Source organism: Treponema sp. OMZ 798 (assembly GCF_024181385.1).
Taxonomy (GTDB): domain Bacteria; phylum Spirochaetota; class Spirochaetia; order Treponematales; family Treponemataceae; genus Treponema_B.
In genome coordinates, this window is sequence record NZ_CP051305.1 from 2,265,333 (window position 1) to 2,279,199 (window position 13,867).

The window sequence follows — 13,867 nt, forward strand, 5'->3', positions numbered from 1 at the left end:
AATGGATGAGAAAATAATAACGAGCTATGATAATCAAATTAAAGAACTCAATCTAAGTCTATCTGATTTTGAACCGGTTACAAGAACAAAAACAACACTTCAAACAACAAGAGTCAGCATAGGCTTTTGGCAAGATGTGCGGAGGAGATTTAAAAAAAGCAAACGCGCCCTTTTTTCTTGTGCAGTTTTAGGCTTGATTATTTTAATATGTTTATTCGGCCCAATTTTAAGCGGGTATTCTGCCGACAACGGAAACTTAAAAGAAAAAAATCTAAGCCCATCTTTTTCGCATTTTTTTGGAACCGATGAATTGGGCCGAGATATCTTTACAAGGGTATGCAAGGGCGGACGGGTTTCTCTTATAATTGCAATTGTGGGAGCTGCAATCGACATGAGCATAGGCTTAATTTATGGAGGAGCTTCAGCCTATGCAGGCGGAAGAACAGACACAATCATGATGCGTATAGTCGAAATACTTTCAAGCATTCCGTATTTAATTACGGCTATTTTAATTTCTCTTATTTTCGGCAAAGGAATTTTTTCGATTATCATTGCAATGACGATTACAGGCTGGTGTTTTACGGCTCGTCTTGTGCGCGGGCAGGTCTTACAGATAAAAAATCAAGACTTTATTTTGGCAGCACAAGCCTTAGGCACAAGCTCATTTAAAATCATCATAAAACATTTACTTCCAAATACTGTAAGCATTATGATAATAGCCTTAACATTTGATATTCCTTCATTTATTTTTGGAGAAGCCTTTTTATCTTATATAGGCTTAGGCATTCAGCCGCCTTATACGAGCTGGGGCGTTTTAGCTTCGGAAGCTCAAAAGACAATGCTCTTTTATCCTTACCAATTATTTTTTCCTGCCCTTTTTATAAGTCTCACAATTTTATCCTTGCAGATTATAGGCGATGCACTACGGGATGCAATGGATCCTCATTTAAGGAAGTACAAATGAAGCCTATTTTACAAGTTAAAGATTTGGCAGTTACCTTCAAAAATTACGGCGGAACAATTTATGCCGTGAACGGAATTTCTTTTAATCTATACGAAGATGAAACCCTGGTTCTTGTCGGAGAATCGGGCTGCGGAAAAAGCGTTACGGCTCACTCGATTTTAAAACTCCTCCCCGGAAAAAAAACGCGCATACACGAAAAATCACAAATTATTTTTGCAGATAAAAATATCTTGGAATATTCCGAAGAAGAAATGCAACACATAAGAGGAAACGAAATATCCATGATATTTCAAGACCCTTTGAGCTATCTAAACCCTACAATGCCCATAGGCAAACAGGTTATGGAAAGCATTTTAATTCATCAGAAGGTAAGCAAAAAAGAAGCCTTAGAGAGAACTATAAAAATATTAGAGCTGGCTCAAATCCCTGATCCGGAAAAAAGACTCAAGCAATATCCACACGAATTTTCCGGAGGCATGAGGCAAAGGGTTTTAATTTCAATAGCCCTTGCAAGCAATCCTAAAATCTTAATTGCAGATGAGCCGACAACGGCTCTCGATGTAACAATTCAAGCCGAGATCTTGGAGCTGATACAAAAAATTCAAAAAGAAACAAGGACGGCCGTAATGCTTATCACCCACGACCTTGGAATTGCAGCCGAAGTTGCAGACCGCATTCAGGTTATGTATGCAGGAAAAATTATAGAGCGCGGAAAAGCCGAACATATTTTTAAAAATGCCCGACACCCTTACACCAAGGCATTGCTCGCAGCCGTTCCTTCAATCGACCAATTGAAAGAAACAAAACTTTATGCTCCGGAAGGCAATCATCCCGATATGCTTTCTCTTTCAAAAGGCTGCGCCTTTGCCGACAGGTGCGAAAAATGTATGAAGGTTTGCCTTACACATAGGCCTCCCGAAATGAGGGTAAGCGAGGATCATCTTACTTCCTGCTGGCTTCAGCATGATTTTGCAAAAGGAAAAAACAATGGCTGACACTTTTTTAGAAGTTTGCAATTTAAAAAAATACTTCAAATTGGGCCGTAAAGAAATTTTACATGCAGTCGATGATGTAAGCTTTTCGGTAAACCGAGGAGAAACGGTAGGCATAGTAGGCGAATCGGGCTGCGGAAAAACCACTTTGGGCAGAACAGTCCTCGGCCTTTACCGCCCCAACGGGGGAAAAATAATTTTTGACGGAATCGAAATCGGTTCTGCATCAAAAAGAGAATTGCACGCATTTAAAAAAAGAGCTCAAATAATTTTACAGGATCCTTTCGCTTCTTTTAACCCCCGCATGACAATTTCGCAAATTATTTCGGAGGGCATGGAAGCACATAATTTGTATAAAACAAAAAAAGAAAGAGAGGATTCCGTATACTCTCTCCTCGAAACGGTCGGTCTCGTCCCCGAACATGCAAATAGATTTCCTCATGAATTTTCAGGCGGTCAAAGACAAAGGATAGGAATTGCAAGGGCCTTGGCTGTGCAGCCTGACTTTATAGTCTGCGATGAACCGATTTCTTCTCTCGATGTTTCGATCCAAGCCCAGATAATAAATTTATTGATAAGACTTCAGAAAGAATTTAAAATGACCTATCTATTTATTGCACACGATTTATCTATCGTAAAATATATTTCCGATAAGGTAGGCGTTATGTATTCGGGAAAACTTGTAGAGTTTGCAAAAAGTGCAGACCTATATAAAACCCCGCTTCATCCTTATTCACAAGCCTTAATTTCTGCAATTCCAAGTACCGATATAGATGCTCCCATGTCGGCACGGCGTATTCATATTAAGGGAGAAATAAGCAGTGCAATCAATCCGCCCCAAGGCTGCCGATTTTACAAACGCTGCCCAAAAGCCTTTGAAAAATGTAAGTTAATTCAGCCGGAATTAATCGAAACCGAAGAGGGCCATTTTACGGCCTGCCATTTAATTCAAGATTGATTTTATTTTATTATTTTGATATAATCAAAAGATGAACAGCGGTAATAGAGTAAAACTTGTCAGAATTGCCTCCCTTATTTCTCTTATCGGAAACATAATAATATGTATTGCAAAACTTGTAATAGGAATTTATGCAAACAGCCTTTCAGTAATCGGCGACGGACTTGACTCTGCTGCCGATGTTATCATAGCTGTTATGACTCTTGCAGTGAGTTTTATAATAAGCCGGCCTTCGGATAAGGAGCACCCATGGGGTCATCAGCGCGCAGAAACCATGGCCTCACTCATCTTAGCCTTTATAATTACGATCGCAGGCTTTCAGCTCTTTATTACGGCAGGAGGCAAGCTTATAAACGTTTATAAAAATTCCGTTATTCTTCCTATGCCTCACATTCTTGCTATCATAGTTACCCTATCTTCAATAACAATTAAATTGCTATTGGCTTTAAGCCAGCATATTTTAGGCAAAAAGGCCGGCAGCATGATAATTCAAGCCAATGCAAAAAACATGACAAATGACGTAATCCTTTCGGCTTCGGTTTTAACAGGCCTTGCAATTTCCCATTTTTTTAAGGCACCTTTTTTTGACGCAATTACAGCCCTGCTGGTAAGCCTTTGGATTATGAAGTCCGGCATAGAGCTTTTTATGGAACTGAATGTCGAATTGATGGATGGAAACACAAACGATATTTTGTATAAACAATTATTTGAGGCCGTGAATTCGGTTGAAGGAGCTCATAATCCTCACCGTGCAAGAATAAGAAGGATGGCCAGTCTCTTAGATATAGATCTGGATATAGAGGTTGATGCAAAAATGAGCATTTGCGAGGGCCATTGTATAGCAGAAAAGGTAACTTCTGCAATCAAAGCAAAAATAGAAAATGTTTATGATGTGATGGTACACATTGAACCTTATGGAATTCATAACTGTGAGGAAGAAGGATTCGGGCTTTCCGAAAAAGATATAAACAACTAATTTAGCTTTGCTTTCTCTTTTTTCCAAAGGTCAATAAATTCCAGCATATATTGTTGAATATCGCCAAACCATTCCTTTTGAAACTTGCAAGCCTCAACACCCAAATACCTGTAGTGCCAGCTTTCCCATTTATAGCCCGTAATATGTTCCATATCTTTAGGATAAGATAGAGACCAGCCGAATCTCCACGCATTATTAAACATCCATTTACCGGCTGCGGTATCGGCATAAGAATTCGAAATACTGCCGAAATCTACAACAGTACCCAGCTGATGCTGACTTGCCCCGGGAGGTGCTGAAAAAGATAAGGCTTTCTTTTTACCGTATACACGAACATATCTTGCAAAAAGTTTTGATTGATAATTATAAGGTCTATAAGCCGAACTTACCCATATTTTTATTCCATCTTTTTTTGCAGCCTCTGCCATCTTTTGTAAAGGCCGTTCTGCAATTTTTGCCAGATAAATATCGAATCGATCGAGAAGATATTTTCTGTCTTTCATATTGAACAACAATATAACGTTTTTAGGCTTATAAGTATTATCAAGAAGATGCTTTTTATCGACCAAAATCAATTCTCCTTCTTTTTCTGCAGCCAAAACTTTATTTAAGTCTTTAAAAAACTTTTTTTTATTTTTGTTTATTTTATCGCGTATATTTTGCGGAAGAATTTTTGAAAATTCAACATAATTTTTTTTATATACATTTTCATCCGAATCTGTTTTATCATTTGGATAGATGCAAAGTATTAAAATAAAAAAGAAAGAGAGAAAAAAATACTTCTTTAGAGTAGAATGCATACTTTAATATTTATAAAAATTATTTATATCTCATCAACAGAATGGATAATATTGAATACATCCGAAAAACCGGTTGTGTCCAAAGCCATTTTAACATCCTTAGCCGGATTCAATACATACATTTTGTGTCCGTTATCTTCACTATCGTTATGGGCAGACATAAGCACTCCAATTCCTGACGATGACAAGGATGTTACCTTTGATAGATCCAAAATTGTATCATGGTCTTTAATTGCTGAATATACTTTTTTTTCAAAATCACCGGATGTATAAAGATTAACAGTGCCTTCGATAGTTAATAACAAACGTCCGGATACATGCGATTCATTAATAATTAAATTCTCCATAAAACTTCCTTATATATGTTTAAATGTCATAATAGTGATATCATCTTCAATTTCATGGGCAATATAATCCAAAAAAGTTTTATATATTGCATTGGAAATCTCTTTAGCAGACTTAGTCTTATTCGCTGCAATTAAGCGGCGTACTCTATCATTTCCGAATTTATCGCCTTTTAAGTTTTTAGAATCCAGAAGACCGTCAGTCGTAAAGACTATAACATCATTACGGTTCATTGTAATTTTTCTGACCTTTAAGAATGGTCTGATATTTTTTACAAAGCCTAATACCCTTCCCTCTCCCTGTATTTCGATAACATTTTTATAAGAATCAATGTACATCGACATAAGAGGAATACCGCAGTTAAGATAGTATATTGTTGAGCTCTTAAAATCTATAATACCAAAAAGGCCTGCCAGAAATGTTCCTTTAGGAAGATTATTTTTAATAAATGAATTTATCTTTACTACAAGCTCTTTAAAATCGGGAGTTTCCGAAAGATAGGTATGCATAACAGACTTCAAAATAACCATCGACATACTTGCACTCAATCCCTTACCTGAAACGTCTCCTATCAAAAATAAATATCTATCTTCAGACAATCTAATAAAGTCTGTAAAATCGCCTCCCAACTGATGGGCTGAAAAGGCGACCGAATCCACATCAATAACCTTTTTTTCGACGATATCGATATTCTTTTGAATTGCTCCGATAATTTGGTCGGACATTTCTATTTCCCGGTCAAGGATTAGAACTATATCCTGTTTTGCAATATTTCGTAAATAATAAACAACCAAAAAGAAGTAAGAATAAAGACTGTTTAATACATCAAAGTCATATGTAGTATAAGCTTCTTTCCTTTTTTTAGAAGAAATGGAAATAACGCCTATCAGCTTTTGACCTTCACGTACACAAATCAATATTTCGGCATACGTGCTGTTCATAAAGCTGATTAACTCGCTCCTTACACCGAAAAAAGCAGGATTTGTCAAAACTTGAGATCTCATTACAACCTGAATATTTTCATTCAATAAAAATTCAAAGATACGCTGATTAGCATCAAAAGTAGAAGTTACGTTTATTGTCGAATAAACAGGTTCCAATATTTCGCTGTCACTAGTAATCAAAATATTGATAGAGCCGGCATTTAGCTGTTCCAACAAAATATTCGAAAAGTTTTCCATAACTTTTTCACGGCCTTCCGTATAGTCAACCTGTTGCAATTTTTCCTCTATGGCCTTTGCATATTCGGATGTATCTCCCAAGAACCATCTAAATTTTTGAGAAACAAAATTTCTAATAACGAGAAAAACAAGAGCACCTACAATCAACAAAAATATCTGAAGATAAAAATTTCGGACATAGGTAAGAACCCATGAAGCCCAAAATCCTGTTACGGCAGCAAAGACTAAAATAAAAATCAAAAACCTCAATAAGGCAAGGAACAGCTGTTTTCTATCATATACCATTGAGGTTGAAAACCCGAATGAAGTGAAGAAAACTAAAAGCAGATATCCAAGAGGTGTTATGGCTATTGCCCATGAAAAAATAGTAGAAAGATAATATACAAAGCTCCAAATAATTACGCTAAAAAGAAGAGCCATAAAATAAATTATCATCTGCTGCCTGTAGATTTTACTTCCTTCCTTAAAAATTTTATATATAGAAATCAACATGGCCAAAACAGGTACAAACAAAAGGAGGAGCCTTTCAAAGATATCTGCGGCAGGATTTCCCGCTATCATAGTTGACGTGAATTTAAAACCGGATAAGGGATTCCAAAAGAATCCTTTTACAAAGAAAATTGCCAATGAAGCAATTCCTAAATGTAAAATACCATTAAACACTGTAAAAGAAATATTTTTCTTAAGTTCAAAGTGCGGCATTTTAACGGTAAACTGTAAGGTAAAAAATGAAATTAAAACCATACCTATCATGAAAATTTTAGATACAATAAAAACCACACCTGAAAAGTTAAAATATAATGCCAATATCAAGGTCAAAAAGAGCAGGGTCGTTAATACTGTCGTTCCGGCAATCATAAAAAGATCTCTTGCATAAGGCTCTTCTTTAAAAATAAGACTTATAGCCAATATCGTTAAGACAACAAGAAAAAAGAATACAAAAACAATCAGGCCCATAGTTTTTACCCCTTAACCTTAGCACACATTATAGTAATATCATCTCTCATGGACTGATTACCTGCATGAGCATAAGCCATGCCGGCAACTTTTTGCACTATATCATCTGCACTATATTGAACAAAGGATTTTATAGACTCCATGTATGTGCCGGTCTCAGCTAATTCGACACCTTCAGCATTCATAGCCTCAGGAACACCGTCTGTCATCATTAAAATTACGTCCCCCCTATAAAGAGGCCTTTCATGCACTTCTATTTTATCGAACTCAATTATGCCTACAATACTGCAAGTAGATTCAAGCACTTTTACCTTGTAACCGTCCGGAGATTCAGTGAGAATCATAGGATCTTCCATTGAAGCATTAACATATTTTATAGTCATTTTTTCGGTATCAACCAATCCCAAAAATAAAACCGTATATTTATCCAAGAGCCCCATTCGTTTTATTGCGCTGTCCACCGCCAAAACAAGAGCAGGAAGATCTTCTTTATTTTTTGCTATTTTAATTGTATTTACAACAATACCCATAACCAATGCAGCTGAAAGGCCCTTACCGGAAACGTCTCCTACAACTAAGAGGGTCTTATGTTCATCAACCTTGATGGCATCATAATAGTCGCCCGATACGTTTACAAGAGGCTTAAAATAAGCTGCCAACTCAAGCATAGGCATCTCAGGAAGTTTTTGAGGTAAAAAAGCTTTTTGTGTGCCGGCAACCATATTCCATTCCTGACTTAATTCCGAGAAGTATAAAAGCTGTTCAAGAGTAGTAACCCTGTTTTGATAACTCAAAAATTCCGAAAACATGGTATTAAAAATTTCAGGTTCAACCTCGTTAAAATATCCGCAAATAATAAAAAATTGCATTTTTTCTAAGATTACCGCAGCAATACGGGCATTTTTCAGTTTACAATCCTGCATATCTGCATTAAAAAAATAAACTCCGGGCTTGTATTCTGCCGTAATTTCATGGAGAGAGGTAAAAGTTTCGGGAGAGGAAACAAATCTTGAAGTGCTATTGTATAATACTATATTTTCTATAGGATCTACAAGCATTACAGAACAATCGCCTGAATACTCAAGCTCACTTTGTACGGTGTCTATTAAATTTTCGATTGTGTAGCAAAACCTGATTTTTTTTAAAAATTCGGCAAAAATCTTAGTTTTAGGCTTATCGTATGCTCTAGTTTCTATTTTCTTATAAAAGGTACGTATAAGATAGTCTGCAAAGATTGCTACAATGACAAAGACCAAGGCACCTATGATAAAACGGTGAACCTGAGTTATCTCAGGGATCCTTGCCAAGCGGCTTAAAGCCAGAGTCATGTCATTAGCCGAATAAAATTTACCTAAAAACAAAAACCTTGGACTTATAAATATCAAGAAAAGAGCAAAAACACTACCCATCCCGATACTTATTAGAATATTAGAAAGTAATTTGCGTAATTTTATCATTATGACCTCTCCAGCTTAGGAGGTATTATACCATAAAATAAAATAAAGATAAAGTATAAAGTAAAAAAAATTCAAACTGTCTATTTTAAGGCAAATCCTTTAAGGCTATGAGATTCGGATTCTCGTTTTCGCCTTCAAGCTCGGAAATTTCCTGCAAAAGTTTTTTTGACTTTGAAGAAAGCCTTGAAGGAATTTGCACTTGTATTTGAATGTAAAGGTCGCCCTTTCGGCCTATTCCTGTAGGAACTCCTTCGCCCCGGATTCTCAAAAGTTTTCCGTTTTGAGTTCCGGCAGGGATTTTAAGCTTTAAGGTTTTTTCGTCAAGGGATTTGATGTTTATTTCTCCTCCCAAGGCAGCCTGTGTCATCGAAATAGGAACTGCACAGTAGAGATCTATTCCGTTTCTTTCAAAATGAGGATGAGCTTGAACAAAGATAAATACAAAGAGGTCTCCATAGTCTCCTCCCGATTGACCTGCATTTCCCTGACTTGGGATAGTAATGCGTTTTCCGTTTTCGACCCCGGCAGGAATGGTAACGATTATGCGCTGTTTTTTGCGCTCTAAGCCGTTTCCTCCGCATTTTTTACACGGTTTTTCGATTATAGAGCCTTCGCCGCCGCAGGTCGGACATGGCCTCGATATAGAAAAGAAGCCGGTACTTTGACGTACCTGTCCCGTACCCTTACAATCGGGACACATTCTCTTTGAGCTTCCGCTTTCACTTCCGCTGCCGTGACATTCGGCGCATTTTTCGTTGCGGGTATAGCTGAGCTCAGCTTTTTTCCCGTAAACGGCATCAACAAAAGAAATTTGAAGATCATAGCGCAGATTGGATCCGCGGATAGGGCCGGCATGACGGCCTCCGAAACCTGAAGCACGGGCAAAGCCGCCTCCGAATAGATTTTCAAAAATATCGGAAAAGCTTCCGCCGAAGATGTCTTCAAAACCTTGGAAAGCAGAAGGATCATAGCCTCCGCCGCCCGACATTCCGTCTACACCGGCATGGCCGAATTGGTCGTACATGCTGCGCTTTTTTTCGTCTATAAGAATTTCGTAAGCTTCAGTAGCTTCTTTAAATTTTTCTTCTGCTGCCTTATCCCCTTGATTTTTATCGGGATGATATTTGATTGCTAATTTTCGATATGCTTTTTTGATTTCGTCGTTTGAGGCTCTTTTATCTACGCCTAAAACCTCGTAATAGTCTCTTTTAGATGCCGGCACTAAAAACTCCCAGTATAAAAATTTAATAGGCGGAGAAAAGAGAAATTATAAAATCTAAAGTCTCTTTCTCCGCCGTTTCAATTCTTAAAATTTATTTATCATTATCATCATTTACGACTTCATAGTCAACATCATCGGCTGTACCGGTGTTGGGACCTGATCCGGAAGCGCCGTAATTGGGGCTGCCCTGCTGAGCTCCCTGAGCACCAGCGTTGGGGTCTCCTCCTGCCTGAGAGCCCTGCTGCTTGTACATTTCTTCAGCAATCTTATAGGCTGCCTGCTGGAGGCTTTCGGTCTTTGCCTTGATGTCGGCCGTATTATCCGAAGTAAGAGCCTGTCGTAAATCGGCTATTGCAGTTTCAATATTCTGCTTATCGGCAGCTCCTATCTTGTCTCCCATTTCTTTAAGAGTCTTTTCGGTTTGATAAATAAGAGAGTCTGCATTATTCTTTGCCTCAACCTTTTCTCTTTCGAGCTTATCGTTTTCGGCATTGGCTTCAGCCTCTTTAACCATCCTGTCGATTTCGCTCTCGCTTAGGCCGCTGGAGCTTTCGATGCGGATGTGCTGTTCTTTTCCTGTTCCCAGGTCTTTAGCCGAAACGTGAACGATACCGTTTGCGTCAATATCGAAGGTAACTTCAATCTGCGGAACACCGCGGGGTGCCGGAGGAATACCTACGAGGTCAAAGTTGCCGAGAGTTCTGTTCTGGCTGGCCATACCGCGCTCACCCTGCAATACATGGATGGAAACGGCAGTCTGTCCGTCGGCAGCTGTCGAGAAGACCTGACTCTTTCTCGTCGGAATCGTGGTATTTCGGTTGATAAGGGGAGTAAATACGCCGCCCATTGTCTCGATACCCAATGAAAGCGGAGTAACGTCCAAGAGAAGAACATCTTTAACGTCTCCGCCCAAGATACCGCCCTGAATAGCGGCTCCCATTGCTACGGCCTCATCGGGGTTTACGCTCTTAGAGCCTTCTTTACCGAAGATTTCTTTTATAATCTGCAAAATTTTGGGCATTCGGGTTGAACCGCCGACCAAAAGAATTTCATCGATTTTGTCGGGAGTGATGCCTGCATCCTTCAACGCTTTGCGGCAAGGTTCCTTTGTTCTTTCAAAAAGGTCTTCGGTCATCTGCTCGAACTTAGCCCTGGATAGGCTCTTTTGTAAGTGCTTAGGCCCGTTTGCATCGGCTGTGATAAAGGGCAAGTTTATATCGGCATTTGCAACGGAAGAAAGTTCAATCTTTGCCTTTTCGGCAGCTTCGCGCAAGCGCTGTAAGGCCATTCTGTCCTTAGAAAGGTCGATACCGGTATCCTTTTTAAACTCGTCAACGAGCCAGTTTACTATTCGGTTATCGAAGTCGTCACCGCCTAAGTGGGTATCTCCGTTTGTGGATTTTACTTCAAAAACGCCGTCACCCAGTTCAAGGATAGAAATATCGAAGGTTCCTCCTCCGAGGTCATATACGGCGATTGTTTTTTCTTTTTTGGAGTCCTTGTTAAAACCAAAGGCCAAGGAAGCGGCTGTGGGCTCGTTTATAATTCGCTTTACTTCCAAACCGGCGATTTTTCCTGCATCCTTTGTTGCCTGTCTCTGAGCATCATTAAAATAAGCCGGAACTGTAATAACGGCTTCGGTTACGGTTTCGCCGAGATAGTCTTCGGCTGTTTTTTTCATTTTCTGCAAGATAAAGGCGGAAATTTCCTGTGTGGAATAAAGTTTTCCGTCAATATCGATTCTTACATCGTCGCCCTGAGCTACAATTTTGTAGGGAACACGCTTTAACTCGTCTGTGAGTTCATTGTAGCGGTGTCCGATAAAGCGCTTTACCGAGTAAACCGTTCTTTCGGGGTTGGTAATCATTTGGTTTTTTGCAGGCTGTCCTACAACCCTTTCATCTTTTGAGGTAAAGCCTACGATGGACGGAGTTGTTCTTCCGCCTTCAGAGTTCGGTATAACGACAGGCTCGCCGCCTTCCATTACCGATACGCAAGAGTTTGTTGTTCCTAAGTCAATTCCTATAATCTTTCCCATTTTCAATATCTCCTATACCTATTTTTCGTTTGTTTTATCGGCGGATTCGCTTTCTTCCGCCTTTTTTTCATCCTGCTTTTGGGCAGGCATTAAGACCATTACCTTGGAGTGACGGATCACTCTTTCCTTTAGTTTATAGCCCTTTTGGAGCTCTTCTCCTACAACAGCCTCTTTTACATCGGGAGACTGAATCATCGAAACCGCTTCGTGAAGATTCGGGTCAAAGGCTTCTCCCTTTGCGGGGTAATAGCTAAGGCCGTACTTCGAACTCAGCATAGAAACCATTTGGTTTTTTATCATCACAACGCCTTCAACAAAGGCATTGTTTGCGGCTTCTCCGCCTTGATTTTTGCCGGCATTATTACCTGCATCGATAGCTCTGTCAAAATCATCCAGAACCTGTACAAGATCCAAAAGCAGATTGCTGTTTGCATAGTCGATAGCTTCCTGCTTTTCCCTAATCATGCGCTTGCGGTAGTTTTCAAAGTCCGCGGCCTTGCGCAAATACTGATCCTGCCAGTCCTTACATTGAGCTTCCAATTCTTCAAGTTTTTTTGCAAGCTCAGAAGCCTCATCATTTTCCGTTTCTTTTCCGCATGTTTCGCCGGTAGAAGCGTTTTGCTCTGCTTTTTCTTCTTGAGGATTTTCTTTTGAAGCTTCACAACAACATACGGCCCCTTGTTCATCTTTCACGGCAGACTCACCCTTAGGCTGAAGGTCTTTTTCAAGGTCTTCCTTCACCGCCTGTTTGTTTTCGGCCTGCTTTTCATGATTCTTACTCATTTGAACTCCAACAATAGCTATAACTTTATCTTATAAGAAGATACTAATAGAAAAAAAAAGGGTCAAGGGCTTTTCTAAAATCATACCGTATTTTTTAAGATTTTTATTGCAGAACCATGCAAGCACTATTAATTAAAATAATAATTAATCATACATAATACCGAAATAATCCAAATATTGCTTCATTAAATCCTGTCCGGTAAGACAAGTGTCTCTTAAATAACCTCTTTCATTTTTCCACTTTTTAATTCCTCTGTAATAGTAAATTTTTAGTTCTTCAGTAATTATGAAAGGGACAATATTATGTTTAAGACATTCCTTGAACATTATTAATCTTCCAATACGGCCATTACCGTCTTGAAATGGATGAATAGCTTCAAATCGGACATGAAAATCTAAGACGTCATCAAAAGTGATCTTGGCTTTTAAATTGTATTCCGTTAATAATGCTTTCATCTCTGCTGCAACATCCGCAGGTTTTGTAGTTTCATCACCGCCCACTTCGTTTTCCAGCATTTTATAATCCCCAACCTTAAACCATGATTTTCGGCTATCAGTTGTACCGTACTTTAGAACATAATGAAGCTGTTTTATAAAACTTTCTGAAAGTTTCGTATGTGCACCTTCTATTATTAAATCAATACAATGAAAATGATTGACTGTTTCAACAATATCATCAACTCTAACAACGTCATCTGTAACGCCAAGAGTTCTTGTTTCAAAAATGAATCGAGTCTGCTCGTGGGTAAGTTTTGAACCTTCGATGTGATTTGAATTATAAGTAAGGTCAATCTGAATTTTGTGATAAATTCCGCCTTTCAGACCGGCTTCTTTTTCACGTTTAAGAAATGATAAGAGAGTATCTTGTTTTGCTGTATGACGAGTTTTTCGATGAGGCTTTTTTGCATCGGAAGGGATTTTCCATGTTTTACCTTCTAATAGAGCCCCCGCAATTCTACCCTGCAAGCAGTAATTTCTTACACTACGTTCACTGATTTGCCAGCGCTTTGCAGTTTCTTTAACAGATATGTATTTTATCTTATTCATAGGTAATATTATAACACATTATCGGCAATATATAAAGCGGATTTATGTATTTAAATTCAATTTTATTTTGCCGACAATAAAACGGTTTATTTGTACATTTATATTACTTTACCGGCTCAGAGGGCTGTCGTCTAGCATTCGCTTAAC

General features: G+C 38.6%; 12 protein-coding genes. 4 read left to right on the forward strand and 8 right to left on the reverse strand.

Going from position 1 to position 13,867, the window contains the following annotated elements; all coding sequences use genetic code 11:
• Position 1: 1 nt before the first annotated feature.
• From E4O07_RS10460 to E4O07_RS10475, 4 genes are read left to right on the forward strand one after another with little or no spacing between them, the layout of a single operon-like run.
• Positions 2 to 964 carry an ABC transporter permease gene (locus E4O07_RS10460; RefSeq protein WP_253685549.1) on the forward strand — a complete coding sequence of 321 codons (963 nt, stop codon included), beginning with the start codon at positions 2 to 4 and terminating at the stop codon, positions 962 to 964.
• A complete protein-coding gene (locus E4O07_RS10465; protein ID WP_253685551.1) occupies positions 961 to 1,959 on the forward strand; it encodes an ABC transporter ATP-binding protein in 999 nt (332 codons plus the stop codon). The genes E4O07_RS10460 and E4O07_RS10465 overlap by 4 nt, the downstream gene beginning before the upstream one ends.
• Complete coding sequence (locus E4O07_RS10470; RefSeq protein ID WP_253685553.1) at positions 1,952 to 2,914, forward strand: ABC transporter ATP-binding protein; 963 nt, start codon at positions 1,952 to 1,954, stop codon at positions 2,912 to 2,914. Before E4O07_RS10465 ends, E4O07_RS10470 begins: the two co-directional genes overlap by 8 nt.
• A 31-nt stretch (positions 2,915 to 2,945) precedes the next feature.
• A complete protein-coding gene (locus tag E4O07_RS10475; RefSeq protein ID WP_253685555.1) occupies positions 2,946 to 3,890 on the forward strand; it encodes a cation diffusion facilitator family transporter in 945 nt (314 codons plus the stop codon).
• Here E4O07_RS10475 and E4O07_RS10480 read toward each other — a convergent pair.
• From E4O07_RS10480 to E4O07_RS10515, 8 genes are all read right to left on the reverse strand, one after another.
• Complete coding sequence (locus E4O07_RS10480; protein ID WP_253685557.1) at positions 3,887 to 4,690, reverse strand: M15 family metallopeptidase; 804 nt, start codon at positions 4,688 to 4,690, stop codon at positions 3,887 to 3,889. The two genes, E4O07_RS10475 and E4O07_RS10480, sit on opposite strands and share 4 nt — an antisense overlap.
• A gap of 23 nt (positions 4,691 to 4,713) precedes the next feature.
• Positions 4,714 to 4,995, reverse strand: coding sequence for an STAS domain-containing protein (locus E4O07_RS10485; RefSeq protein WP_253685559.1), 282 nt, complete (start codon positions 4,993 to 4,995; stop codon positions 4,714 to 4,716).
• Positions 4,996 to 5,046: 51 nt separating this feature from the next.
• Positions 5,047 to 7,173, reverse strand: a complete 2,127-nt coding sequence (locus E4O07_RS10490) for a PP2C family protein-serine/threonine phosphatase (RefSeq protein ID WP_253685561.1) — start codon at positions 7,171 to 7,173, stop codon at positions 5,047 to 5,049.
• Positions 7,174 to 7,178: 5 nt separating this feature from the next.
• The gene (locus E4O07_RS10495) at positions 7,179 to 8,630 is read right to left on the reverse strand and encodes a PP2C family protein-serine/threonine phosphatase (RefSeq protein ID WP_253685563.1); all 1,452 of its coding nucleotides are present in this window, start codon (positions 8,628 to 8,630) and stop codon (positions 7,179 to 7,181) included.
• 85 nt (positions 8,631 to 8,715) lie between these two features.
• Entirely contained in the window at positions 8,716 to 9,852 is a 1,137-nt protein-coding gene (dnaJ, locus tag E4O07_RS10500; RefSeq protein WP_253685565.1) for a molecular chaperone DnaJ, read from the reverse strand.
• A gap of 91 nt (positions 9,853 to 9,943) precedes the next feature.
• The gene (dnaK, locus tag E4O07_RS10505; protein WP_253685567.1) at positions 9,944 to 11,890 is read right to left on the reverse strand and encodes a molecular chaperone DnaK; all 1,947 of its coding nucleotides are present in this window, start codon (positions 11,888 to 11,890) and stop codon (positions 9,944 to 9,946) included.
• An 18-nt stretch (positions 11,891 to 11,908) separates the two neighbouring features.
• Entirely contained in the window at positions 11,909 to 12,673 is a 765-nt protein-coding gene (locus E4O07_RS10510) for a nucleotide exchange factor GrpE (protein ID WP_253685569.1), read from the reverse strand.
• 144 nt (positions 12,674 to 12,817) lie between these two features.
• Positions 12,818 to 13,720, reverse strand: a complete 903-nt coding sequence (locus tag E4O07_RS10515; protein ID WP_253685571.1) for a Fic family protein — start codon at positions 13,718 to 13,720, stop codon at positions 12,818 to 12,820.
• Between the last annotated feature and the right edge of the window lie 147 nt (positions 13,721 to 13,867).

Coding starts and splice junctions, on each gene's coding strand:
- E4O07_RS10460 (WP_253685549.1), top strand. CDS start 2: ATGGATGAGAAAATAATAACGAGCTATGATAATCAAATTAAAGAACTC.
- E4O07_RS10465 (WP_253685551.1), top strand. CDS start 961: ATGAAGCCTATTTTACAAGTTAAAGATTTGGCAGTTACCTTCAAAAAT.
- E4O07_RS10470 (WP_253685553.1), top strand. CDS start 1,952: ATGGCTGACACTTTTTTAGAAGTTTGCAATTTAAAAAAATACTTCAAA.
- E4O07_RS10475 (WP_253685555.1), top strand. CDS start 2,946: ATGAACAGCGGTAATAGAGTAAAACTTGTCAGAATTGCCTCCCTTATT.
- E4O07_RS10480 (WP_253685557.1), bottom strand. CDS start 4,690: ATGCATTCTACTCTAAAGAAGTATTTTTTTCTCTCTTTCTTTTTTATT.
- E4O07_RS10490 (WP_253685561.1), bottom strand. CDS start 7,173: ATGGGCCTGATTGTTTTTGTATTCTTTTTTCTTGTTGTCTTAACGATA.
- E4O07_RS10495 (WP_253685563.1), bottom strand. CDS start 8,630: ATGATAAAATTACGCAAATTACTTTCTAATATTCTAATAAGTATCGGG.
- dnaK (WP_253685567.1), bottom strand. CDS start 11,890: ATGGGAAAGATTATAGGAATTGACTTAGGAACAACAAACTCTTGCGTA.
- E4O07_RS10510 (WP_253685569.1), bottom strand. CDS start 12,673: ATGAGTAAGAATCATGAAAAGCAGGCCGAAAACAAACAGGCGGTGAAG.
- E4O07_RS10515 (WP_253685571.1), bottom strand. CDS start 13,720: ATGAATAAGATAAAATACATATCTGTTAAAGAAACTGCAAAGCGCTGG.